This window comes from Flammeovirga kamogawensis (genome assembly GCF_018736065.1).
GTDB lineage: Bacteria > Bacteroidota > Bacteroidia > Cytophagales > Flammeovirgaceae > Flammeovirga > Flammeovirga kamogawensis.
The window spans coordinates 200,737-226,853 of sequence record NZ_CP076130.1; the positions used below are offsets into that span (position 1 = coordinate 200,737).

At 31.4% G+C, this 26,117-nt stretch carries 22 protein-coding genes; 14 read left to right on the forward strand and 8 right to left on the reverse strand.

From position 1 onward, the window contains the following. The first annotated feature begins 104 nt into the window (after positions 1-104). From KM029_RS25110 to KM029_RS25130, 5 genes are all read left to right on the forward strand, one after another. A complete protein-coding gene (locus tag KM029_RS25110; protein ID WP_144077157.1) occupies positions 105-575 on the forward strand; it encodes a hypothetical protein in 471 nt (156 codons plus the stop codon). Positions 576-780: 205 nt separating this feature from the next. After that, a complete protein-coding gene (locus tag KM029_RS25115; protein WP_158631264.1) occupies positions 781-957 on the forward strand; it encodes a hypothetical protein in 177 nt (58 codons plus the stop codon). 123 nt (positions 958-1,080) lie between these two features. Then, positions 1,081-1,923 (forward strand): GLPGLI family protein, encoded by an 843-nt coding sequence (locus KM029_RS25120; RefSeq protein ID WP_144077158.1) that lies wholly within the window; start codon positions 1,081-1,083, stop codon positions 1,921-1,923. Beyond that, the gene (locus KM029_RS25125) at positions 1,907-4,480 is read left to right on the forward strand and encodes a hypothetical protein (protein WP_144077159.1); all 2,574 of its coding nucleotides are present in this window, start codon (positions 1,907-1,909) and stop codon (positions 4,478-4,480) included. The genes KM029_RS25120 and KM029_RS25125 overlap by 17 nt, the downstream gene beginning before the upstream one ends. Positions 4,481-4,496: 16 nt before the next feature. Continuing rightward, entirely contained in the window at positions 4,497-4,793 is a 297-nt protein-coding gene (locus tag KM029_RS25130; RefSeq protein WP_144077160.1) for a hypothetical protein, read from the forward strand. Positions 4,794-4,867: 74 nt separating this feature from the next. Here the strand turns inward: KM029_RS25130 and KM029_RS25135 are convergent, their stop codons facing one another. After that, on the reverse strand, positions 4,868-5,620 hold the full coding sequence (locus tag KM029_RS25135; protein ID WP_144077161.1) for a DUF4262 domain-containing protein: 753 nt from the start codon (positions 5,618-5,620) through the stop codon (positions 4,868-4,870). Between the two features lie 297 nt (positions 5,621-5,917). Here KM029_RS25135 and KM029_RS25140 point away from each other — a divergent pair, with 297 nt between their 5' ends. Continuing rightward, the gene (locus KM029_RS25140) at positions 5,918-6,184 is read left to right on the forward strand and encodes a hypothetical protein (RefSeq protein WP_144077162.1); all 267 of its coding nucleotides are present in this window, start codon (positions 5,918-5,920) and stop codon (positions 6,182-6,184) included. An 81-nt stretch (positions 6,185-6,265) separates the two neighbouring features. Here KM029_RS25140 and KM029_RS25145 read toward each other — a convergent pair whose 3' ends face one another. Further along, positions 6,266-6,952 (reverse strand): vWA domain-containing protein, encoded by a 687-nt coding sequence (locus tag KM029_RS25145; RefSeq protein ID WP_144077163.1) that lies wholly within the window; start codon positions 6,950-6,952, stop codon positions 6,266-6,268. A gap of 84 nt (positions 6,953-7,036) precedes the next feature. Here KM029_RS25145 and KM029_RS25150 point away from each other — a divergent pair, with 84 nt between their 5' ends. Next, on the forward strand, positions 7,037-7,630 hold the full coding sequence (locus tag KM029_RS25150; RefSeq protein ID WP_144077164.1) for a hypothetical protein: 594 nt from the start codon (positions 7,037-7,039) through the stop codon (positions 7,628-7,630). Between the two features lie 88 nt (positions 7,631-7,718). Here KM029_RS25150 and KM029_RS25155 read toward each other — a convergent pair whose 3' ends face one another. From KM029_RS25155 to KM029_RS25165, 3 genes are all read right to left on the reverse strand, one after another. Continuing rightward, the gene (locus KM029_RS25155) at positions 7,719-8,291 is read right to left on the reverse strand and encodes an HdeD family acid-resistance protein (protein ID WP_144077165.1); all 573 of its coding nucleotides are present in this window, start codon (positions 8,289-8,291) and stop codon (positions 7,719-7,721) included. A 256-nt stretch (positions 8,292-8,547) separates the two neighbouring features. Next, positions 8,548-9,120: an HdeD family acid-resistance protein gene (locus KM029_RS25160; protein ID WP_144077166.1), complete on the reverse strand. Its 573-nt coding sequence runs from the start codon at positions 9,118-9,120 to the stop codon at positions 8,548-8,550. Between the two features lie 259 nt (positions 9,121-9,379). Further along, positions 9,380-9,952, reverse strand: coding sequence for an HdeD family acid-resistance protein (locus KM029_RS25165; protein ID WP_144077167.1), 573 nt, complete (start codon positions 9,950-9,952; stop codon positions 9,380-9,382). A 393-nt stretch (positions 9,953-10,345) separates the two neighbouring features. Here KM029_RS25165 and KM029_RS25170 point away from each other — a divergent pair, with 393 nt between their 5' ends. The 3 genes from KM029_RS25170 to KM029_RS25180 are packed head-to-tail and all read left to right on the forward strand — an operon-like array spanning position 10,346 to position 15,948. Beyond that, positions 10,346-11,659: a TolC family protein gene (locus tag KM029_RS25170; protein WP_144077168.1), complete on the forward strand. Its 1,314-nt coding sequence runs from the start codon at positions 10,346-10,348 to the stop codon at positions 11,657-11,659. Between the two features lie 14 nt (positions 11,660-11,673). Continuing rightward, complete coding sequence (locus KM029_RS25175; RefSeq protein ID WP_144077169.1) at positions 11,674-12,759, forward strand: efflux RND transporter periplasmic adaptor subunit; 1,086 nt, start codon at positions 11,674-11,676, stop codon at positions 12,757-12,759. A gap of 6 nt (positions 12,760-12,765) precedes the next feature. Then, positions 12,766-15,948 (forward strand): efflux RND transporter permease subunit, encoded by a 3,183-nt coding sequence (locus KM029_RS25180; RefSeq protein WP_144077170.1) that lies wholly within the window; start codon positions 12,766-12,768, stop codon positions 15,946-15,948. Between the two features lie 88 nt (positions 15,949-16,036). On the opposite strand, the gene KM029_RS25185 is transcribed toward KM029_RS25180, so the two are convergent. Beyond that, positions 16,037-17,671 carry a hypothetical protein gene (locus KM029_RS25185; RefSeq protein WP_144077171.1) on the reverse strand — a complete coding sequence of 545 codons (1,635 nt, stop codon included), beginning with the start codon at positions 17,669-17,671 and terminating at the stop codon, positions 16,037-16,039. A gap of 155 nt (positions 17,672-17,826) precedes the next feature. Between KM029_RS25185 and KM029_RS25190 the strand changes: the two genes are divergently transcribed. Then, positions 17,827-19,347, forward strand: coding sequence for an MFS transporter (locus tag KM029_RS25190; protein WP_144077172.1), 1,521 nt, complete (start codon positions 17,827-17,829; stop codon positions 19,345-19,347). Between the two features lie 12 nt (positions 19,348-19,359). Here KM029_RS25190 and KM029_RS25195 read toward each other — a convergent pair whose 3' ends face one another. Next, positions 19,360-20,259, reverse strand: coding sequence for a carboxypeptidase-like regulatory domain-containing protein (locus KM029_RS25195; protein WP_144077173.1), 900 nt, complete (start codon positions 20,257-20,259; stop codon positions 19,360-19,362). A 171-nt stretch (positions 20,260-20,430) separates the two neighbouring features. On the opposite strand from KM029_RS25195, the gene KM029_RS25200 reads away from it, so the two are divergent. Then, positions 20,431-21,378, forward strand: a complete 948-nt coding sequence (locus KM029_RS25200) for a hypothetical protein (protein ID WP_144077174.1) — start codon at positions 20,431-20,433, stop codon at positions 21,376-21,378. Between the two features lie 37 nt (positions 21,379-21,415). Here KM029_RS25200 and KM029_RS25205 read toward each other — a convergent pair whose 3' ends face one another. Continuing rightward, positions 21,416-22,402 carry a helix-turn-helix transcriptional regulator gene (locus KM029_RS25205; protein ID WP_144077175.1) on the reverse strand — a complete coding sequence of 329 codons (987 nt, stop codon included), beginning with the start codon at positions 22,400-22,402 and terminating at the stop codon, positions 21,416-21,418. Positions 22,403-22,602: 200 nt separating this feature from the next. On the opposite strand from KM029_RS25205, the gene KM029_RS25210 reads away from it, so the two are divergent. Both KM029_RS25210 and KM029_RS25215 read left to right on the forward strand, forming a co-directional pair. Next, positions 22,603-24,975, forward strand: a complete 2,373-nt coding sequence (locus tag KM029_RS25210) for an arylsulfatase (protein ID WP_144077176.1) — start codon at positions 22,603-22,605, stop codon at positions 24,973-24,975. 196 nt (positions 24,976-25,171) lie between these two features. Further along, positions 25,172-25,951 (forward strand): hypothetical protein, encoded by a 780-nt coding sequence (locus tag KM029_RS25215; protein WP_144077177.1) that lies wholly within the window; start codon positions 25,172-25,174, stop codon positions 25,949-25,951. Positions 25,952-26,117: the final 166 nt, after the last annotated feature.

The following is a 26,117-nucleotide window of genomic DNA, read 5'->3' on the forward strand; positions in this document are numbered from 1 at the left end:
GGTTTTAGGCTTTAATTGATAGTACTCTGTAGTTTATAATTACAATATCAAGAATCTCAGAAAATATTTTTGAATTTATTTTTTACAATTCAGCAGGACAACAAATGGATGGTGCTATTGGAGTAGATTACCATGGTAAAAAAATACATGAGCTATTTCCAAACGTAAATGAATTTGGACTGATCGAAGTACTAGAAAATGTTTTTATTACTGGTAATTCTCAAGAACTAGCCTTAAAAGGTTATAAAGTAAATGATGATATAACATTATACAGAACTAATCGAGTTCAAAAATTAAATAATGATTTTCTTGTTTGTACCTATACAGATGAAACGGATAACTACGCTCAATTAGAACTAATAGAAAAAGAAACGGAGATATTAAAAAAAGCATTTAATTATGCGGCTTTTAAAATAGAAGGTGATTTACTTTTAGCAAATAGTACAATTGATAAAATTATTAAAACAGAAGATAACACCTTACAAATTAAAGAAATCAAAAAATATCTTAGTAATATAAGTGATAAAACGAATCGGTTGATGTCAATTTTAGAAAAAGGAGTTAATACGAATTAATTTGAAATACGTATAATAAATCTATTTTTTACTTACTGTTGCTTCATTAGAAGTATTATTCTATAACTTTCTAAATGCACTTATAAATTTCAATTCAAATTTATTAACGCGTAAAATTTACATTTAATAATATTTAATTGTAAATAGTTAAAAACCAATGTACTAACAGATTAATAAACCTAATCAATTTAAAAAACTACTAATTATGAAAAAGCTAATTATCCTAACACTAATTGTTTTTGTTATTTCAGTAACTGTAGTTGTTGCAGGCTGTAGTGGAATGGAACTTTGTGGACACAGTTTTACCTATTGTTCTGGCGCTGTAGATGGTAGTAACGAAATGATGCAAGAAATGAATGATTTAATAAATATTTATTGCTAATTAAATCATGCTCTAATGAGAGAAGTAGTTAGAAAAATTATCTGCTTCTCTACATTTAATAAAGTATAAATTTAGTAGTATAATAATTGTATTACAATAATTTTGTATATAATTCATCTATCTATGAGAGCATTTGTAATAATCAGTTTGTTTCTTTTGCAGACACAATTACTGTTTTCTCAACAAAGAAAAATAGTTTTAGATAGTGCTGAAATTGAGTGCTATTACGACCTTAATTTTAAAGAAAGTACTTTAGACTCAAACTACAAAGAGTCGGTTTTTGTATTATTAATTGGTAAAAATCAGATATCTAAGTTTACAGAACATGCTAATGAAATCAGAGATTCGGCATTAGATACTTTTGGAATAATTACGAAGGAACAAGGAATGCAAGGAGCTCTGAATTTTCTTGCTTCTTTACCGCGATCAAAGTTTAAATACTCCATTTTTAAAAGTAATGGCGATTTAGAATTTAATGACCGCCTTTTTGGAGTAAACTATATTTACCATGAAAAAGTAGAGAATGCAATGCAATGGGAGTTACATTCTGATAAAAAAATAATAGCCAATTATAGATGTCAAAAAGCAACAGTAAACTATGCAGGTAGAGACTACGAAGCGTGGTTTACAATGGATGTTCCTATTTCTGAAGGTCCCTATAAATTTACTGGTTTACCAGGTTTAGTTATTGAAGTTTATGACACCAATAGGGATTACCATTTTATGCTTACTTATCTACAAAAATATGAACATTATAAACCCATTACAAAGCCTAGAATTTCTGCTTCAGAAGTAACACATCAGAAGTTTTTAAAAATAAGAGATAAAGCATTTAAAAATATCCGAATAAGTATTCAAAATTCACCTGTGGGAGCTTCAATTACAGAAGATGTGCTAATGCGCTATGAAAAGAAAATGGCAAGAAAGGATAATCCAATGGAAATCTATAATGAGAAAGCAAATTAATAGGGTTGCTATTACTTTTGGTTTAGCAATTTTACCAATGCTAAGTAATGGTCAGTCTCTTATTAGTGGGTATTTGGAAGATGAAAATCAATTACCAATTATAGGTGGAAGTATAGTTCTTTTAAGCAAACAAGATTCTAGTATTTTAGATTATGCAATTTCTGATGCGGATGGGTATTTTGAAATAAATTCGAGAAGAATAGAAGAGGAGATGTTGTGTATTCGTTTTTTAGGGTTTGAAACTAAATTTATACACCTTCAAAGCACAATGTATTTAGGCAAAATCATCTTAGCAACAAAAACCGAAGTTTTACAGGAAGTACTTATCAAAAACCCACCAATTGATGTTTTAAATGATACTGTAGAATATTCAATTCAATCTTTTGCTAAACAAAGTGATTATTCATTAGAAGATGTACTGAAGAACATGCCCGGTATAGAAGTTTCTGAAACTGGTACAATTAAGTATCAGGGAGAGTTGTTAAATAAATTTTATATAGAGGGTGTTGATGTTTTAGAGGGAAAATATGCCTTGGCAACAAAAAACCTTTCACATGAAAAAATTGCTTCTGTTCAAATCTTAGAGCATCATCAACCAATTGCTATGCTAAGAGGTAAACAAATAAATTATAAACCATCTATGAATATCGTATTAAAAGGTACTTCTGTTTTTAATGGTAAAGTGGGTATTTATGGAGGGGTTGATGTACATAAAAAAGGCCTTCTACAATTGAACGTGACACCAATGTTTTTTTCTAAATCTTATCAATTTATTGGGTCTTTACAGTTTGATAATACTGGGAAAGAGATTTCAAATCAATTGGAAATACATACATTTTTTAAAAGTCCATTTAATAAGGATAATTTTCATTTATATGTTACAGATTACGCTATTCCTTTTCTTAACAAAGAACGAGGTTTATTGAACCAAACTTCTTTAAGTACAATTAATACAAGTGCTAAAACAAAGAAGGGGAGTATAAAAATTAATGTTGATTATCTCAATGATGAACAACGGCAAGATGTAGAAAATCAGCGTGTTTATTTTACTACCAATGTAGATACTATTTTAAGGAGTCAGCACAGTGTAAAAGCAATTGATGACCTTTCTGTAAAAGTGATTTATGAGATAAATACAGAAGAGAAGTATCTCAAAAATACAACCCAATTACAGTACAAAAAAAACAATGAATTTACCCAGGTACTACAATTTTCTGATACTATAAATCAGCCTATTTTACAAGAAACAATGAAGATGGGAAATGTCTTAAACGGCAAAGTAAAAGTAAATGAAACAATCTTTTCTGTAAATAGTGAATTGTATAGTAGTACCTCTAATGAGACTATTCATTTTAATGATACATTAGAGAATTTACATAAGCAATTGATAACAACTAATTACTTAGAAACGAAACAAGAAATTGCCAATAGTTGGTTTATTGGGCCAATAATGATTGAAAATAAGTTGGGTGTTCAGTATAATCATACACAGTTATTATCCAATATTAATGGAGAGAATAATGCGTATTCATCTACATTATTTACTAACAATCAGAATACAGATTTTTTAGAGGGGTACGTTCAAGAACAGTTTACGTACAGTTTTTCAAAAGGACAGATTGATTTAAAATTTCCCATTGCCTATCAATTTATTAATTTAGAAAATACGCCTCATAACGTTGATCAATCAAAACAGATTTTATTTATTGCACCTAAGCTATTTGTATCATGGGACATTAGTAATAATTTAACGCTAAAACTAAATAGTAACTTCTCGACTGACCCTCAGTATTCATCAATTTATTACGGGATAATTGTAGAAAACTATACAAGACTAAGTAAAAATGCTTCGCCTATTTATTGGAATAAGATGCTCTTAAATTCGGGTAATTTGCAGTATAAAAATCCGTCTTTATTGCTTTTTGGTTACATTACTTATACCCATAAAATTATATTTAGTGATTATTTAAATGAAGTTCAAATAGGTACTCAAGGAGAGATAATCACTACTTTGATAGATGAGACGAATGAAAAAAAATACCAGATATTTAGCATTAATGGGAGTAAGGTAGTGGTTAATAAAGTGTTGTCTGCCTCTTTAAAAATTGATTTTAGCGATACGAAACAAGAACAAATAGTAAATAATGAGATTGTTGATTTTAAGTTACAGCAGGTCAAATACACTGGGAAATTAGATCTTTATCCACTTACTTGGTTAAATGTAAATATCTCAGCAAGTAGAATGATAAACCAGAATGTTACGTATTCTTCCTTATCTACTTTAGATAATTTGAGTTGTGAATTGAATTTAAACTTGGCTGAAAATTTCTTTTCATTTAATGTGCACTATATTTTACCGTCAGACTATTCATCAGTTACTTTTTGTGATTTTAAGTATCAGTTTAAACAAAGAAAATATTCGTTTTCTATTGCAGTAAATAATGTTTTTAATCAAGAAACATGGGCAATGAAAAACGTCAACTCCTTGTATCAAGAAGATATTGCTTACAAAATTCGTCCTCTTCAAGTAGTAGGAGGTATAACCTATAAATTTTGATTTTATGCTTAAAACAATGATGATATCTATCTTGCTTGTACTACTTTCAGTATCAATTTATGCACAAGAAAAATTAGTAGTAATTAAAGAACCTTTTACTATGGGTTTCACGCCCTCAAAAGATGTAGCATTCCGACTTGAAACAGGTACAATTTTAGAGCTTGTCGCCAACGATAATGAAGCTTATTTTTTAGTAAAACAGTTTACTTATGAAGAGTTTAAAGAACGAACACTGAAAGTTAAAAAAGCAGATGTTGAATTTTATACTACGGTTAGTCAAGATTCCGTAAGTCAGGTAGAAGGAGGAGAATAGTTGATCTAAATTATAGAGACAGCCCCTTTCTATTCCGATATTTTATAATAGAAAGGGGTTTGTTATCTTAATTATTAATCTTCCTCTTCATAATCAGCAAATTCCCAAGGAGCGTGAACGTCTTTTCTGATAGCACTCTGACCATAACTTAGTATATGTACATCATTTAAACTTTTATCTTTTTGTACTAAATCTCCGAGAGTGATTGTTTGTACATTTTCAATATCAGGGTGTTCTTCGCTATGGAATTCCCAATCTCCATCATGCGTATGGTAAACCCATAAAATAGGATTGCCTTTTAAAGTGTTTTTTGTTGTATAAACTTCTAATTTCTTTTCTTCATAGAATTTAAAATCAGCATTTCTATCTAACAAAGGTTGGTTAAATTTCCACTCTTCATCAAATTGTTTGTCCCATGGGAAATGCCCTTGCTTATCTGTCCATACTAATTGAAGAGCAGGGAAATTGGGTGAATTATCATAGAAATAGCTACAATAATCAAGGCAATTGAAGTAATTGTCTTTTGCGACCTCTACAAATTGTACAGGGTATTTATTAAGAATATCGCTATAATCTGTAGCAGTGGTATACGTTGTCTTCTTCTGGATATTCTGACAAATAGTGTTTAAAGCTACTTGCATTACCTCTTTTGGTAACCCGAAAATGATTACTTCAGGATGATTATAAGTTTTAAATAATCCAATAGTAAAAGCAAACGAAGGTAGGTAGTCATCTCCATCAATTACACCAAGATGATACCCGTGCTCCTTTATATTTTTAGTAATTAATTGTTCTGTTTCTATATCTATAAACTTGTCGATTTCCATTGCTCTTTTTTTAGAATGAAATCAAATTTAATAGACTAAAGTTACAACATCATCTTATTACAGATAAACTTGAGAAGTATTAGCTTATTGGCTATAAATATAATGATAGCTAAAACCTTTCTATCCAATTAATTAGAAAAATTTTAGCTATTAGTTTTGTATTATTTTTATTAGCTATACTATTCAACTGTGTCAAAATGACAAATAAAGTATGCAATTTTGTCTTGAAAATCTATTTGGATATATTTTTGTTTAAAAAATAACCATAAAGTATTTAAAAATTAAACAAAAAGTAAAATGGAAATTTATGTCTTTAAGAAAGTAAAAGCAATTATCAAAAGAAATTTAGCTCTAGATGGAGAGCTAAAAGAATCAAGCCTATTCGAATACGCTCAAATAAAATATGGGATACGTCCAGGTAGTAATGGTATTTTAGATAATAACAATGAAGAAGTTATTGTTGAAACGACTAAAATCAGCTTTAATGAGTTTTATCTTTATTATAAAAGAGCAGATGAATTAACCCAAAATGAGTCCATGGTCCTTGAACGTTCATTAAAGTAAGAAGTTTATATTTTAATTGGGATTTGAATATGAGTTTTTCAAATCCCTTTTTTTATAATCCTACATTTGAATATTACCGTATCAACCTTCTATTTCTAGTTTAAAATCCATTTCAATTATTGCTTCATTTTCAGATGCAGTACGAATGTGTGCTGCTCTTTTGCACATACTTTTAGAAAGACTTTCGTTTATTACATGAACACCATCACTATCAGATGTAAAACTATGTGCCATTTCTTTACTGACACCTAATTTTTGGGCTGTTTCTAGTACATCTTGATTTGCACCTATAAAAGTAATACTCCATTTTTTCTCTTTAAGTGCATTTATTTTTTTATTAATCTGAGTGATGGTATACTCTTTAGATGCATTTTCTCCACCATCTGTCATGATTACTACAACCGGAAATTGAAGAGTATTAGTTGTAGTAATTTTTAGACTTTTCTTCAACTTTTTAATTCCAAAACCAATAGCATCGTGTAAAGCAGTTAATCCTCTTGGAGGAAACTCATTGCCTGTAAACTTTTGAACTTTACTTGGTTTCTTCCTAAAAACTACCCATTCAATTTCGTCATCAAATACCAATAGAGAAATTGTATATTGTTGTTCTTTATTGTCTCGGTTCAATCTTTTAATGGTAGAAACCTGTTCATTTAGACCATCGATGGTTGCTTTCCAACAACTATCCATAGAGCCAGACCTGTCAAGGATTAAAAGGTAGTCTGTTGAAATACATGTTTTTGTGATTGTTTCTTTTACTTTTTGCATCTTACTATCTTTAGTGATAAATTAATAATTACAATTTTAAACTAGCTTAATGCACTCTATCTGCATTGAGAAAAATAATCTGATATGCCTGCTAATCTTAATGCATTAATTCGTTATCGAACAATAAATAACTGTCTACATTCCAATAATTTAGGGTGCAGTTTAGGACTGCTAATTGAACGTTGTTCTGATGCTTTATCAGATGCAAAAGGGAAAATTATAAGTATTTCTAAAAGAAGTATTCAAGAAGATATTAGAATTCTTAGAAGTGATATTTTAGGTTTTAACGCACCTATAATTTTTGAGGAGGGGAAATATTTTTACGATCCTAGTTCATACAGCATTTATGAATTACCCATTAGTCATAAAAATACTATTATGGGGTTGATCAATCTTTTGATAGAAGAAAAAGATAATATAAAGAGCCAACGAGTTGATGTTTTATTAAAGCAACTTAAGGAGATGGTACAGTTTGAAAAGGAAGAAGAAATGCAGGTGCAAATAAACAGTTCTCAATCCATACAAATGCCTCTAGAAAATGAAATTGATATGTTAGAGAAGATTGAAGAGAGACCAATTGAAGTGAATAGAAAAAGTAAGAAAGTTCGTGCTATGAGTTTCCCATCAATTACAGAGAAGAGTAGTATCTCTTGGGGTGATTTCTTATCAGAATTATAAAAAAGAACATTTCTGAATATATAAAAAATCCTGTCAATAAGCTTTGTTGCCTACTGACAGGATTTGGGAGTTTAATCTTCTTAAAAACTTAGTTTTTTGAACCAAACTCGTTTTTTAATTTTTTCAATTTTGCAGAAACAAAGAACTCAGAGATACCTGTGTTGATTAAAGCAAAACTAGCAATAAATGCAGCAGTCATTCCTGCTAAAGCAATGTTAGAAAGTAAGCAGAAACCTAAAAGGACACCTACAATACCAGAGAATAAAATCCATCCCCAGTTGCTTGAATGATCTTTGTATTCAATTGATTTACCGATAGAGTTAAAGCCTTGTAGCATTACATAAAAACCTAAATAAAGAGGTAAAGTTGTAACAGAAAGTGCAGGGTTTGCAACTAGAATTGCCCCTAAGATAGCAGTGAAAATACCACCTACTAAAGACCAACCCCAACCAATCATATTTTTTCTATTTATGATAGCCATAATAACTTGTAGTGTTCCCACTATAAGGAAGGTAAAACTAAATATATAAGATAATGATACCAAAGTAACTAATGGGTGCATTGCTGACCAAATACCTAAAGCTACAAATAATAACCCTGAGATTAATGGAAGGTACCAATGTTTAATATCAAATTTGATTTCGCTGAATAAATTGTTCATGATGATGTTTTTTATAAAGTGTTAAATTGTATTTCCTCTTTACTTGAGAGATATATAGTTTAACGCCATTTTTAATTGTAGTATTTGTAGAATATGATTAATCTATATCATAAAACGATAAAAGTATAAAAACTGTTAATTTTAAGAGTTCTACTAATTCATTTTAATCAATAAAAAAATCGAAATGCAAAAAAAAATCCTGTCAATAAGCTTTGTTGCCTACTAACAGGATTTCTATTTTATTTCTTATTAAAAATTAGTTTTTTGAGTAAAACTCGTTTTTTAATTTTTTCAATTTTGCAGAAACAAAGAATTCAGAGATACCTGTATTAATTAAAGCAAAACTAGCAATAAATGCAGTAGTCATACCTGCTAAAGCAATGTTAGAAAGTAAGCAGAAACCTAAAAGTATACCTACAATACCAGAGAATAAAATCCAACCCCAGTTGCTTGAATGATCTTTGTATTCAATTGCTTTACCAATAGAATCAAAACCTTGAAACATTACATAAAAACCTAAATAAAGCGGTAAAGTTGTAACAGAAAGTGCAGGGTTTGCTATTAATAATGCACCTAGAGCAGCAGTAAAAATTCCTCCAACTAAAGACCAGCCCCAACCAAGCATATTTTTTCTGTTTACAATAGCCATAATAACTTGTAGCGTACCAACCATTAAAAATGTAATACTAAATATATAAGATAATGATACTAGTGTTACTAGTGGGTGCATTGCCGACCAAATACCTAAAGCTACAAATAATAATCCTGAGATTAATGGAAGGTACCAATGCTTAATATCAAATTTGATTTCGCTGAATAAATTGTTCATGATGATGTTTTTTATAAAGTGTTAAATTGTATTTCCTCTTTACTTGAGTGATATATAGATTAACGCCATTTTTAATTGTAGTATTTGTAGAATATGATTAATCTATATCATAAAACGATAAAAGTATAAAAACTGTTAATTTTCAGAGTTCTACTAATTCATTCTAATCAATATAAAAATTGAAATACAAAAAAAATCCTGTCAATAAGCTTTGTTGCCTACTGACAGGATTTAGGTGTTTAATCTTCTTTATTAAAACTTAGTTTTTTGAAGTAAACTCGTTTTTTAATTTTTTCAATTTTGCAGAAATAAAGAATTCAGAGATACCTGTATTAATTAAAGCAAAACTAGCAATAAATGCAGTAGTCATACCTGCTAAAGCAATGTTAGAAAGTAAGCAGAAACCTAAAAGTATACCGACAATACCAGAGAATAAAATCCAACCCCAGTTGCTAGATATGTCTTTGTAGTCAATTGCTTTACCGATAGCACTAAAACCTTGAAACATTACATAGAAACCTAAGTAAAGAGGTAAAGTTGTAACAGAAAGCACCGGATTTGCAACTAATATTGCACCTAGAGCAGCAGTAAAAATACCACCAACTAATGCCCAACCCCAACCAATTGTACTTTTTCTATTTACAATTGCCATAATAACTTGTAGTGTTCCTACAATAAGGAAAGTAAAACTAAATATATAAGATAATGATACTAATGTTACCAATGGATGCATAGCCGACCAGATACCTAAAGCGACAAATAATAATCCTGAGATTAATGGAAGGTACCAATGCTTAATATCAAATTTGATTTCGCTGAATAAATTGTTCATGATGATGTTTTTTATAAAATTGTTAAAATGTTATTCTTCAATATTTGAGAGATATATACATTAACGGCACCTCTAGAAATAGTATTTGTATGATATGACAAAAAAGTATCAGATACTGATAAATAAAATTTATTGAAGATATAGAGATAATATTTAGCTTTGTGCTTTTAACTAGATTCAAGTTACTTTTAGTGGTTCTGTAACTATTATCACACAGGCTCTCAATTAAGGAAGATACATTTGTACTATCATCAAACTTTAAAATAAATATAATTACTTATTACTATGTTCTGCATTATTTACACATCCAAACTGGATTGCCCTTATTTCTGAGGCATCATATCTATTACATCTTAAATCATAATTACATTCAATTCGCTTATCATATTCTAAATGAAAAAGAATAGTATTCTAACAGTTCTTACGCTACTGTTAGCCTTACATAGTTTTGCCCAAGAGAAACTGCTCTCTATGGATGAAGCACTACAATTAGCTATATCTCAGAATAGAGACATAGAGCTTAAAGAAGTAGAAGTTAAATCGGCTTTAATGGATTATAAAAAGACAAACAAAGTCTTTTTGCCTAAAATAACTCTTTCAGAAACGGGAGTTAGTACTAACAATCCACTGAATAGTTTTGGTATTTTATTACAACAAGAGAGAGTTACTGCTGCAGATTTTAATCCAGATAAATTAAACAATCCAGAGGATATTTCTAATTGGAATACAAGAGGAGCTATAGAAATGCCTTTATTCAATTTAGATGGTATTTATGGCAGAAAAGCTTCTAAGGAGGTGTATAATGCCAAAATTCAAGAAGCAAAAAGATTGCAAGAGTTTATTCTTTTTGAAGTGAAGCAGCATTATTATATGTTGTCGCTAGCAAAAGACCAACAAATTGTTTTAGAAGAAGCTATTGCTACTGTAGAAGAAGCCATGAAAGTGGTAGAGAATAACAAAGCAAATGGCTATGCAAAGCAGTCTGATGTATTACAAGTAAAAGTGAGAAAGTTAGACCTACAGTCAAAGTTAGAAGAAGCCAAAGATGGTGTAGCTAGTGTGAACGATTATCTTGTTTATTTACTTCGTTTACCTGAAAATACAACCATAGAAATTGAAGATAAGCTAACGGCTTTAACTACCAATGTTGCCAAAATAGAACAAGAACATGTATCGCTTGTACGTTCGGATTTAATGGCAATGAATTTTGCTGTTGAAGCTCAAAAAAACATGTGGAAAATGAACAAATCAAAGTTTGCTCCACGTATTAATGCTTTTGGTCAGTACGATTTTAACGATCAATACATTTTTGGTACAACAGCACAAAGTTACCTTGTTGGGGTTTCTTTAAGTTGGACAATTTATGATGGTGGTAATCAGATAGCAACATCTCAACAAGCAAAATTAAATTGGGAGAAAGCGACCTTAAACTTAGAAAAGGAAAAGTCTAAAGCTGACATAGAGCTAAAAAAATCGCAACGTAAAGTTGTCACTGCTAAAACGAGAATAGAGATGGCAGAGATGGCGAAAGAAGAAGCACAAGAAAGCTATAGGATTCTGTCGGATCGTTACAGTGTTGGTTTAGAAAAAACACTGGATTTATTAGCTGCCGAGACAGTGAAATCAGAAAAGGAATTGGCTTATTTAAATGCTGTATTTACGTACAACATGGCTGTTTTCCACTTAGACTTACTTGTACAAGAATAATTAATACGCAAACAATGAAAAATCAAAAATATATTATAGCTGCATTTGTATTCTTTTTATCCCTTGGGATATTTACAGGATGTGGGAATTCAACGGAAGAAAAAGTAGCTACAGCTGTTCAACCTATAGCGGTAAGTACTTATACTATAACAAATGAGGCAATTGCCACAGAAAATTCTTATGCCGCAGAAATTAAAAGTGAGCAAATAACACAGCTTAGTACAAAATTGATGGGCAGAATTTACAGTTTCAACTTTGAAGCAGGAGATTTAGTACCTAAAGGAAAAGTAATTGCTAGAATTGAAAGTGCAGGTATTCAGTCATCAAAAGCAAGAATACATGCACAGGTAGAAATGGCAGAAGTGGGCTTGAAGAATGCAGAAAAAGACTTTGAAAGAATTACCAAGTTACATCAATTAGGAAGTGCTACTGATAAAGAATTAGATGATATCACTACTCATTTCTTATCAGCAAAAGCACAATTAATCTCTGCAAAAAAAGCAGAAGATGAGGTAAACGCCAACTTATCATATACTTTAATAAAGGCTCCTTATAATGGAGTTATTACTAAAAAATACATGACGGGTGGTGATATGGCAACACCAGGAATGCCTATTGTTGAGTTTGCTTCAAGTGCATCTTTTAAAGCAATGGCAACAATTCCATCGGCCAAAATAAATCAATTTAAAAAAGGAGAAACAGCCCATTTTATTGTAGATGCAAATGGTAAAACATATACAGGTAAAGTGAAAAGAATTGTGCCGTCTGGAGGTTATAATGGAGGGCAATTTAAAGTAGAATTCACATTAGATTCTCAGAAGGGGTTAACTAATGGTTTGTACGCAAAGGTAACTACTGCCCAAGAGGTGACGGAGAAAATACTAGTGCCAACAGAAAGTCTTTATGTAAAAGGACAACTTACGGGTTTATTTTTAGTGAACATGCAAAAAGAAGCCTCTCTAACTTGGGTAAGATTAGGTAAAAAATATGGTGATAAAATTGAGGTTTTATCGGGAGTTCAGTCAGGTGATATTGTAATTACTCCATTACCTACAACTATCTACGATGGCCAACCTGTAAAGTATTCATCTCAAAAATAATTCGTTATGCAAAAAGGAATAGCAGGTAAAATTGCAGAGGTGTTTATCAACTCTAAGTTGACCCCTCTTTTAATGTTCGTTTTTATTGGGTTGGGTATCTACGGAAGTGCTTTAACGCCAAGAGAAGAAGAACCACAAATTGATGTGCCGATTGCCGATTTATTTATCGGTTATCCTGGAGCAACGCCAGAAGAAGTAGAGGCAAGAATAGCCAAGCCAATAGAAAAAATGGCGGCAAATATTAAAGGGGTGGAGTATGTGTATTCTACTTCTATGAATGAACAAGCAATGGTAATTGTTCAGTTTTTGGTGGGGCAAGATATTGAGAGAAGTATAGTAAAACTCTATGCAGAACTTGACAAGCACAAAGCAGCAATGCCCAAGGGCGTAACACAGCCTATTATTAAAGTAAGAGCAATTGACGATGTTCCAGCACTGTCTTTAACTTTCCATAGTAATAAATACGACGATTTTATGCTTAGACGTATCGGTGAAGAAGCAGGAACAGAAATAGCAAAAATTAATGATATAGCACAGGTAAAGGTAATTGGAGGAAGAAGCAGAGAAATGCGTGTGGAATTGGACAGAGAGAAAATGAAATCTTTTAAAGTAGACCCTTTATTAATCTCTCAGCAAATCCAAGCGGCTAACCAACAAATGTCTTCTGGTACTTTTAACCTTGGAAATACTAATTTTTCTGTAAAATCGGGTGCATTTTTTAAGAATGTTGATGAGTTAAAACACCTTGTAATTGGAGTAAATAATGGTAATCTTATCTATCTAGATCAAGTAGCCAATATAATTGATGGACCTGCTGAACCAATTCAGTATGTGCGTTATGGTAACGGAGTTTCTAGTCCTAAAAAAAGCAGTGGTGATGAGTCTGCAATCACATTATCAATTGCAAAAAGAAAGGGTGCTGACGCTATGAAATTAGCAGATTTGGTGCTTTCTAAAACAGAACATTTAAAAGAAACTTTAATCCCGAAAGAGGTAGAGGTAGCTGTAACTAGAAATTACGGCGAAAGTGCTTCGCATAAAGTAAACGAACTTTTAATGCACTTAATTGGGTCGATTATAGCGGTAACAATTGTCGTCGCACTCTCTATGGGTTGGAGAGGTGGTTTAGTTGTGTTTTTGTCAGTTCCAGTGACATTTGCACTTACGCTTTTCTCTTATTACTTATTGGGTTATACGTTAAATAGAATTACACTTTTTGCATTGGTTTTTGTAACGGGAATAGTGGTAGATGATAGTATAATTATTGCAGAAAATATGCACCGTCATTTTAAAATGAGGAAGCTTCCTTTCATGCAAGCTGCATTAGCATCTATCAATGAAGTAGGGAACCCAACAATATTGGCAACATTTACAGTTATCGCCTCAGTGTTACCAATGATTGCCGTATCTGGAATGATGGGCCCTTACATGAGTCCTATGCCTATTGGTGCTGCATTTGCCATGTTTTTCTCTTTAATTGTAGCATTAGTAATAACACCATTTATTGCCTACAGATTATTAAAAGGAGACGCACATAACGAAGAGGAAGTATTTAGAGTGGAGAATACAGTAATCTATAAAGTATATAACAAAACGATGCGTCCGTTAATTGAGCGTCCTGTATTAAGATGGACGTTTATTGTGAGTATTACCACCATGTTATTAGGATCGCTCTCTATGTTTTATTTTGATATGGTAGTAGTTAAAATGTTGCCATTTGATAATAAAAATGAGTTTCAAGTTGTTATTGATATGCCTGAAGGAACTCCACTAGAAGAAACCTATCAGGTAACCAAAGAATTGGCAGCTTATATAAGAAAGCAGCAAGAAGTAGTTGCATATCAAATGTATGTAGGTACATCATCACCAAATACATTTAATGGTTTGGTTAGGCATTATGACTTACGTAGAGGACCAAACGTAGCAGATATTCAGGTTAACCTTACAGATAAAAGTACACGTAGTTTGCAAAGCCATGATTTGGCAAAAGCTATGCGACCGGGTATTCAAAAATTAGCCACTCAGTTAGGTGCAAATATCAAAGTAGTAGAAGTACCTCCAGGACCTCCGGTTTTGTCTACTTTAGTGGCAGAAATATACGGTCCAGATTTAAAAGGTCAGGAAAAAGTAGCAGAGCAGGTGTACACTGTTTTTGAAAACTCAAAAGATATTGTAGATGTGGATGCCTACACGGAAGCAGACCAAATTGAATACACTTTTGATGTAGACAAAGAAAAAGCAGCTTTGGCAGGTATATCTACTCAGCAGATAGTACATATTATGAATGTGGCTTTACGTGGGTTCAACGTTTCAAAAATTGAGGCTCCTAATGAGTATGGAGAAGTAGCCATAAAGTTGGTGTTAAAAGAGACGAATAGAACATCTATAGAAGACCTAAAAAGTATCTCTGTAAAATCTATGCAAGGAAAAATGGTAGCTATCGGAGATCTTGTAAAAGTACATCAATCAATTCGTCCGAAAAGTATCTATAGAAAGAACCAAAAGCGAGTGACGTATGTTGTAGCAGACGTTGCCGGTAAAATGGAGTCGCCTATTTATGCAATGTTAGGTATAGACAGTGATTTGTCTTCTATAATTACACCGAATGGAAAAGCTTTAACACAAAATTTTACAGCAGTACCATTTTTTGAAGACGATTATGTATTGAAATGGGATGGTGAATGGCAAATTACCTTTGAGGTATTTAGAGATTTAGGAGCTGCATTTGCGGTGGTTTTAGTAATTATCTACATGTTAATTGTTGGGTGGTTTCAAGATTTTAAAACTCCAATAGTAATGATGGTAGCCATACCTCTTGCCATGGTAGGTATTTTAGTAGGCCACTGGATGTTAGGTGCTTTCTTTACGGCTACATCTATGATAGGTGCAATTGCACTGGCAGGGATTATGGTTAGAAATTCGGTATTATTAATTGATTTTATCAATATAAAATTAGAAGAAGGAGCACCATTAAAAGAAGCAGTGATAGAAGCAGGAGCTGTTAGAACAATGCCAATTTTGTTGACTGCAGGTACAGTAGTAATTGGTGCATTTGTGATCTTATTCGATCCTATTTTTCAAGGACTAGCTATTTCTTTAATGGGAGGGACAATCGCCTCTACAGCATTAACTTTATTGATAGTACCTTTAGTGTTTTTTATGACTGAAAAGAAGAAGTATCAGGAGTAGATTTTTTGATGTCAAGAAAACATCAATAATGCTCTTTATATAAAGTAAAGTAGGTACTTATTAAATTAAGTACCTACTTTTTTTATATTTAAGGTTTAACAAGTTGCATTACGTTATAACCAAAAATTGCATAACCTCCATCGATTTTTAAAAATTCATTATCCGATGTTGCTCTATTCTCAGGTTTAATATCACGAAGGTAGATAGGTGTTTTAACTCCTTTTATTGATGTATTATAACCAATAATGTCGTCTTCTTTAGGGTAATTTGCTGGTTTTGGTTGAGCAACTTTACCATTACCTGTTCCAAAAAGATAATCATCTAAATCTAAATCAAACTCATGTTCATCTTTACTATGTTCAAAAGTTTTTCCATTAAAATAGAAATATGCAGCTTTACCCTTAATACTCTTTGGTAGTTTTCCTTTTTCCCATTTATCGGTCACTTTATTATATATTTTGCCTTTACCATCAACAAGAATTGTTCGATCTAATCCAGAAATCCTAAAAGGTGCAATATTACTAAACTTTGTATTATCAGCATAATCATCACGTTTAACTACTATACCGTTACTATTTAATTTATTGAATGGTTTATATTCATCTTTAATCATTCGAACTCCATTTACTATATGAGAAAGAGGATCTAGTCTCAATATAAAAAATGAAGACTGTGTCTTTTCATTTCCTGAAAGAAAGCTTACCTTATATCGCATACCATCTTTAACCAGTAGAAGTATAATGTCAGTCACTTCGTTTTTAGAGTCTTTCTGTAATTTAAAATCAATCAAAAGCCATTCATTATGGCCTACAATTTTATGATTTAGCGGTAATTCTTTGAACGCTTTTCCTTTAAATAATGGTAGAATCTTCTTAGCTAGTTCTATTTTTTCTATTCTTTGATCTTGTTCCATCTTCTTAATTTTAGCTTCAAGAAGGTTAACTTGTTTAGACAATTTATTAACCTGAATAGTTTGGTCATTAATTGTTTTCTGCAAAATCCCTTTTTCTTTCAGTAATTCACTGTTATTTGCCTTAGAGGAATTAAGTCTACTTTCCGATGTAGTTAACTTTTGCTGAGTAGCATTTAATTTATTGATGTTTGCTTCTACATCATCATTCAACTCTTTTGTTTGCTGCTGAAGATTACCAATAATTATTTTTAGATCTGTATTGCTTATTTGAGATTGATCATTTTCTTGTTCTAGTTGTTTAATTAATGCATCTGCATTATTTATTCTTGTAGTAAGTGCATTAATAGTTTTGTCAGAAGCACTTTTATGATTTTCTAAATCATTTACCTTTTTTAGTAAATTATTATTTACTGTTGTAGAATTAGAAGTATTGTTATTAATCTTATTAGCTAATTTCTTATTTTCATTTTCTAAGTTATTCTTCTCAACTTCAAGTTGTTTGATCTTATTATTGAGATCTGTTGTCGCTTTTCCAGATTTTTGTTGCTGTTTTGAAGCGTCATCTACTAACTGCTGGTTTTTGCTTTCTAGTTGTGAAGATTGATCAGATAATAAATCAACTCTTTTCTTCAGTTCATCCTCTTTTTTTGATATAGCATCTAGTTTTGCTTTAAGTACTTTATTCTCATCTGAAGTACTTTTGTCTTTAACAACTACTTCTTGAATTTCAGTCACTACTTCTTTGTCTTTTTTACAACCAACAAAAAGGGTCGAAAGACAGATTCCAATAACAATAAATTTATTTTTCATACTTTTTTTTAGTTAAATGAGTCATTATAGAGACATTTACTAGGAAAGGATAAACAGTATAATTGATGTTTATTGACACTATACTTTGGAAGTGATGGGAGTTGATTTAAAATAATATACCTTTTAACTCCTTTAAAGATTAATTATATTGATCTATGAGTTCCTCAAAAAACAACTATTCTTCTACTCAAAAATGGACGTTATTAGCTACAATTTTAGCGTCGTCTTTAGTATTTATAGATGGTACAGCATTAAATGTAGCATTACCTGCTTTGCAACGTGATTTAAATCTATCAGGGGCTCAATTATTATGGGTGATAAATGGGTATGCCTTATTTCTTTCAGCACTTTTGCTTTTAGGGGGTGCATTAGGCGATTTATATGGTAGAAATAAGATTTTTCTTATAGGTTTAGTGCTATTTTCAGTATCGTCTTTATTTTGTGGAATTGCTCAAACGCCCTATCACTTATTGATAGCAAGATCTTTCCAAGGTATAGGAGGGGCTTTACTCACACCAGGTAGTTTGTCAATTTTAAGTGCTCATTTTGATAATTCAAACAGAGGGCAAGCCATAGGATTATGGTCAACTTTTAGTGCATTAACAGGTGTATTAGGACCTATACTTGGTGGTTGGTTAGCAGGAATGGGATTATGGAGAATAATTTTCTTTCTTAATATACCACTGTCAATTGTAGTATTAATTGTTATGCTTACTAAAGTACCAGAGACGAGAAATACTAAGGCTCAAAAATTAGATGGTTGGGGAGCATTATTTGTAGTGCTTGGCTTAAGTGGATTAACGTATGGTTTTATAGAATCTGCTAGTTTAGGTTTCTTACATCCCATTATACTAAGTTCAGTATTTATTGGCTGTGCATCATTAGTTATTTTTATATTTATAGAGCAAAAAAGTAATCACCCCATGATGCCTCTTAGCTTATTTAAATCATCAACATTTAGTGGAGGGAATTTACTTACACTTTTTGTATATGCACCAATGGGCGGAGTACTTTTCTTTGTCCCTTTAAATCTTATTGATATTCAAGGCTATAGTGAAGTGAAAACAGGTTTGGCAATGTTGCCTATTATTATTTGTATTGCCACAATTTCTCCTTTAATGGGTAAATATGTAGATAAAAATGGATACAGAAAACCTTTAATTGCAGGACCTATTATTATCAGCATTGGTTATTATTTGTTTTCATTGTGCGGAATAACAAATGGAGAACAGGAATATTGGACTACTTTTTTTCTCCCTTTTTTAATACTAGGAATCGGTATGGGAATTACGGTAGCTCCTTTAACAACATCTGTAATGGGGTCTGTTTCAGAAGAAAATATTGGAGTAGGTTCTGGCATAAATAATGTAATAGCAAGAGCTGCAAATGTTTTGGCTGTAGCCTTAATGGGAGCATTGGCTTTGTACCTTTTCACAAATTCTGTAACCGAAGCTGTAAATATGCTGGAACTCACCAAGAATGTAAAACATGAAATTCTTTTAGAAGCAGTGAATTTTACAGGAGCAAAAGTCCCATCTGATATACTTATTGATCAAAAAGAAACAATAGAGCAGGTGTATAAAGATGCTTTCGTTACTGCTTTTAATCAAGTAGTATATATTGCTGTTACCCTTACTTTACTGTCAAGTGTTGTGAGTTATAGAATGATTAAATAGTCAGACTATTTGCTATATTTCTACCTTTTCAGTAACAATATACATATTTAACTTACCATTAAAAGACTCCCAATCACTACCAATTTTATTTCTGTAAAAGTGATTTTTACCGCTAGATAATGCTGCAGATATTGAAAACCATTTGCTATCTTCTTCTAATTTTTCACTTTCAATCCATTGTAAGCTTATTAAAGCCTTATCTAAATTTTTCTGTAATACAATATTGTATTTTGATACATCAATAGTATACCACTCTTTAAACCCATCTTTTACCTCGAATAGAATATCTTGTTGGTTTATTACATCAGACGGTTTGCCTTTTGAAATTGTATACAAATTGAAACGAAAACGAATGGTTTTAAATTCATTCCCAGAGATATGAAAACTCAGCGCTTTTACATTACAATCCTCCTTAATTGTAATAATTGTTCCTCTTTCTCTTCCTAGTCTATCTTCTATAACCGAATCGCTTGAAGTATAAAAAATACTATGCAGTATAGGTAAAAATGTATGAATTTTACCCAGCTTTTTCTGACGAGTCTTATCTTCTTTCTTATTTTTCTTCTGACGATAATTGATGACAATATCATTAAGGAGTGTTGTACTAGGGGCTAATTTTACAATTATATTTTCTTTTTGAAGTGTATCGGTTAGAATTGACTGCTTTGTATATCCAATACAAGAAATTATGCAGGTAGTACTATCTATTTGATGCGATTTAGGAATAACGATCAAAAACTCACCATCTAAATTAGAAACAGTACCAATGCTAGATCCTTTAATTCCAACATTTACATAAGGGATTACTTTTCCATTTTCAGCATTGATTATTTTACCTTTAATTTTTTGCTGTGAGAACGATAGATTAGAGACTATAAAACAAATAGAGATTAAAAGTGCAAACTTGGTCATAGTTACTATTTAATGGTTTTGATAATAGATTAATAGTTAGACCTCCTTCATTTAAAATAAGTTGTAAGATGACTTTTAAATAAACAGATATCGTTAATAGATATCAATGTCTTTGGCTACTAGTTGATGTAACCTGTCTTTAGAGTACACCAAAACAAAAAGATTAAAACTATGAAAAAGATTATATTACTCTCAGTGTTAGCATTTAATGTTTTCTCTTGTAAAGATAAAGAAGAGCCAAAACCTGCGGTTGAAGAGATAGTTAAAAAAGAATTAGTTCAGGTTCAGTCAAATACTTCTGAGGAAGAAGAAGAAGGTGAGGATCCTATAAATGATAAAATTAATGATGCTGTAGCTAACTCTCCAAAAAATGGAAGTACAGGAACTACCACAAGTGGTTCTACAACAATAGTTAAGGCAAATTCTAATACGTCTTCATCTACAAATGGTAATACAACAGGTGGAGTAACTTCTACAGGTTCTACGTCTTTTGTAAATACATCAAATTCTACAAATTCGTCTTCAACTCCAAGCACTCCTAAAGTTGAAACTAAAATAATAAAGAGTTCTTCTAATAAAGAGCTTACTGTAACTACAGACCAATATTTAGGTTTTGGTATAGCGGATATGTACTTTAACCTTGAGGAAGAAGTTAAAACAGAAAAAGCTGACCTTGAGGCTAAAACAAAACGTTATGAAGCTTTAAAAGCAGAACGTCAAAAATATGATAAGTTGGCGAATGAGTATATGAATAAAATGTATGCGGCTGATCAAAAAGTAACGGAACTTTACAACCTAAGTAAAGCAAAATATAATGAGATTAATTCTTTAGTATGGGATGCATCGAACAATGCAGCAGGTTTTGATTGGAATAATTACCATCCAACTAAAGCTCGTCTAGAAAAAGAAAAAGAGGATTTGGATAATCAGAGAATGCCTTTCTTACAACAAAGAAAAGACTTTGAGAAAAAATATAGAGATAATGAAGCTATAGCAAATAAGTTTATTTCTGATATTATCACTCTAGAGATTCAATTGAATAATGAAAATATTCACCATGGTGCTAAAGTTAAAAGATTAAATGATATGATTGCTGAATACGGTATTGTAGTAAAGTAATTTTTTAAAAAAACTTTAGATTAAAAACAGTTACGTTTTAAAGATGATTTATCTTTTTACGTAACTGTTTTGGCGTTATAGCAAATTCTTTTTTAAACGTATTAGTAAGATGACTTGCATGCGTAAACCCTAATTGGTCTGCAATTTCTACAATTGGTAAATCGGTGTTTTTTAGCATATTAAATGCATTGTCTAACCTAGATTTTTTAATAAACTTATGTGGGCTAGTACCAAACACCTTTTTAAAATTACGATGGAGATTAGCTGTACTTACTCCAAATTTTTTAGTAATATCAGAAATTTCGATATTGATGGAAAGGTCTTCTAAAAGAAAATCTCGAATGGCAATCATCTGATTATAATTGTAATCAGATATTCCGTAGTTTTCGGATGTAGTAAATCTATTTTTTATCTGAATTAAAAAATGAGTGACCATTTCTAACGATTTTGAAATACTATACCCAATCACACCCTCATCAATTTCTTGACATTTAAAAAGCTCGTCTATTCCTGCTTTTATTTTTGGAACCATACGTTCATGAAGGATAATTTTTTTATTGGTGCTACTTATTTCATCTAACTGCTTGTTGGTTAGCGTAGAATAATCATATAATACCTCAAAGTTAATTTTAATAGAAATCATTTCTATATACTGATTAGGCGAAATTACAGTATCAAGAGAATGATCTTTATTGTAAAGGATAACTTCGTCAGAACCAAACTCATTGATTGTGAGCGTCTTTTTAATGGGGTCTATAATTGTCTTATTTCTTACGAATTTTATGATAATCCAATTCTGTTCACTTTTTAGTTCTTCATAATAGACTTTTTTATTATTTGAGGTTTTAAAAATGGATATCTGAAAACCTGGGAGTAAATCGTAATATCCAAAATGGATGAAATCTTCTCCATTTTTACCATTAAACTTAAATTTATTATAAACGGCATCTGGATAATATTTTTTTAAATGCTCGAAGGTTTTACGGATATGTCCATCTCTAGAAGGTAAAAGAATATGCTCCATTTTTATAGGCGATACAGTGAATTAATTAAGAGAATAGCAATATTATGTTATCTAAATACTAAAATAGAATATTTGATACTTTTATGCAATTAACCTCTATTTTTGTGTAATAATTATCTTAAAATAGCATCTACATTTGTGATATCAAAAAATAATTGAGGTGGAACATCTCACCAATTTTAAGAAAAATAGTATCACTTATGAAAACAATTTTTACAACAATTAAGGTCGTCTTATTATTTATTTTTGGAAGTAATATCAATTCGTTTGCTCAAGAAATATTGCCTTTCCCAGAAAAAAAATCAAAGAGTAAAGCGGGCGTAAGTATTAAAACATCTACTTATTTAAAATCATCAAAAGAAGAACATTTAAAAAAGGATGCTCCGAATATTTTAATAATATTAATTGATGATATCGGTGGTGGTACAACTACTACTTTTGGAGGAGAGATAAATACTCCAAACCTTACAAGGGTTGCAGATATGGGAGTTTCATATAACCGGTTCCATACTACAGCCATGTGCTCACCCACAAGAGCTTCGATTCTAACTGGTAGAAACCACACTAAAGTAGGTAGTGGTCAGGTTGCAGAATTTGCCAATAATTGGGATGGTTACTCTAGCATTATCCCTAAAGAATCTGCAACTATGGCAGAAGTTCTAAAAGATTACGGTTACAATACAAGTGCTTTTGGTAAGTGGCATAACACTCCTGTAAACGAGACATCAAGTGTTGGTCCTTTTAACCACTGGCCAAATGCGTATGGTTTTGATTATTTTTATGGATTCTTAGGGGGAGAAGCAAACCAATACGAACCTAATTTAGTAAGAAATAATACTTATGTAGAACACCCTGAAACTTCTAGTGGACATGATTATTACCATTTAACGGAAGATTTAACAGATGATGCAATCAAATGGTTAAGAGATCAAAAATCATTCTCTCCAGATAAACCATTCTTTATGTATTGGAGTCCAGGTGCTGTACATGGTCCTCATCATGTAACTAGAGAGTGGAGTAAAAAATACGAAGGTAAGTTTGATGACGGTTGGGATAATTACCGTGAAAGAGTTTTTAAAAGACAAAAAGATATGGGATGGATTCCTGGAAATTCAGTGTTAACAGGCAGGGATTCTACAATGCAGGGTTGGGATGACATTCCTGATGATCAAAGAGAATTTCAATCTCAATTAATGGAAGTGTTTGCAGGTTTTACAGAACATACAGATTATAATGTAGGTAGAATTATTGATGAATTAGAAGCTCAAGGTGAATTAGAGAATACATTAATTTTCTATATCTGGGGTGATAATGGTTCCTCATCAGAAGGTCAGAAAGGAACAATTAGTGAGTTATTGTCTTTAAATGGTATTGAAAGTAATATAGACGATCACATTAAAGCATTAGATGAACTTGGTGGTTTAGAAGTTTTAGGAACAGATAAAGTACACAATATGTATCATGCAGGTTGGGCATGGGCAGGGAGCACACCCTATAAAGGTACAAAGTTAACGGCATCATACTTTGGTGGTACTCGTAACCCAATGGTTGTTGCTTGGCCTAAAAAAATTAATCACGATAGTATTCCTCATACACAGTTTCATCATGTAAATGATATTGTTCCTACAGTTTATGATGTTGTTGGTATTGAAGCACCTCAAGAAGTTAATGGTGTTACACAAACAGAAATTGATGGAGTTAGTATGGCGTACTCTTTTAATGATGCAGAGGCTGAAGGAACTTTAAAAACACAGTTTTTTGATATCATGGGGAGTAGAAGTATTTATTCAGACGGTTGGGTTGCATGTACATTTGGGCCAAGAATTCCTTGGGTACAAGGTGTACCACCAAATATTAAATCCTGGGAACCTGAGTATGATAGATGGGAATTGTATAACATAAATGAAGATTGGACGGAATCTCAAGATCTATCAGAAAAATACCCTGAAAAGCTTGAAGAATTGAAAGAATTATTCCTTGTAGAAGCCACAAAATATGATGATTTACCAATAGGTGGTGGTTTATGGTCAATTATCTATCATCCTGAAGATATGCCAAGAACGCCTTATAACGAATGGAATTTTACAGGTAGAATGATCCGTATGCCAGAAGGTATAGCACCAAGGTTAGGTACAATGTCTAACACAGTTGAAATGGACTTAGAAATTCCTAGAAATTCAAATGGTACAATTTATTCGTTAGGTGATTTTTCTGGAGGGTTAACCTGCTTTATAAAAAATGGCTATTTATATTATGAATATAACCTTTTTGAAATTAAACGATTCAGATTTAAATCAGAACAAAAGGTTAAAATGGGTAACGTGAAAATGGAAGTAATTTCTACAATGACCTCTATGCAACCTAAAGCGGCTATGGATGTTGTGATTAAAATAGATGGAGAAGTTGTTGTAAAAGGGCAAGTGCCAATAACAGCACCAGTAGGTTTTACAGCAAATGATTGTTTGGATTTAGGTACAGATTTAGGAAGTCCTGTTTCAACAATGTATTATGATAAAGCTCCTTATAAGTTTAATGGCGAAATTATTAAAACAAAGATTTATTATACAAAATAAAAAATAGTGTAACAGCTATAGGGGCTACTTATTGATTTGCAATAGGTAGCCCTTTTATTATGCAATGACAAATATAGAATTGATACGTTTGTGCAATTATGCTATAAATTCATGCAATAAATAAACAAGATACAGTGTTACTTTTGTAGTGTTGAGTTAATGGATAACTCATTACAAAATTATAAAAAAGATAAAAATGAAAAAAGTTACATTCGTTACCATCATAGTGGTGAGTTTATTAGGGATATTTTTTGGTTACCATAAATTTATAAAACATATACCTCAAGATGGAGAGCATACTAAATTTTCCAGAGCAGATAACATCTTAGATTCAAGATATTTAGAGGTTTTAGTTGTTGGAGGAGATGCCATTACCAAAAAACTAATAGCCAATTGTTACAATACGACTTTATTAAATGGAGAAACAAATGAGAATAGAGATTCTGCACCTCAAAAATTAGTCGATCAATTAAATACAGACGAAATCACTGCACAGTTTGGAGCATTCTCCTCTTTTATTAATGGACCAAGAGTATGGTGTTTAGATTGGACAGAGGTGCAAGTAGGAAAAGTAAGAGATTTTAATGGCTTAAAGGCAAAATGGGTGGCAGCACTAGAATTAGATAATCCAAATAAGTTTTCAAAAAGTAAGCCTCCTTATCAAGTCTCATCTATAGAAAGAAAGACCTCTTTTGGGATTAATAAGGGTACAGATGTTTTCCTTTTAGAAGATCCAAGAGGAACAGTTTGGTTAATGAAATCGTATAGCTTAAAATTAGACCCAACAATGTCTAGAGATAAATTACCGGCATTAATGGCATCACTAAATTTACCTGATGGTTGGAGTTATAGAATTGTTACATTAAAAAAAGACATTGTTTTAAAACCATTATCTGGTGTTGCACAAATTATTGCTGATGATAAAGATAATGTCTACGATAGAACAGGAATAGGTTACAGTAATTACAATTTATAAAGTATACTTTATAGCGTTCTTGCTTTTAAAACAAGGCATTTGAAAATAGGAATAAAAAGTAGATGAGGATTATACTACAAATAATACCTAGTCTACTTTTTTTAATAATTACGAAAAGGTGTAGCTTTGTATTAATATGATTACAATAGAAAACGATTGAGTATTC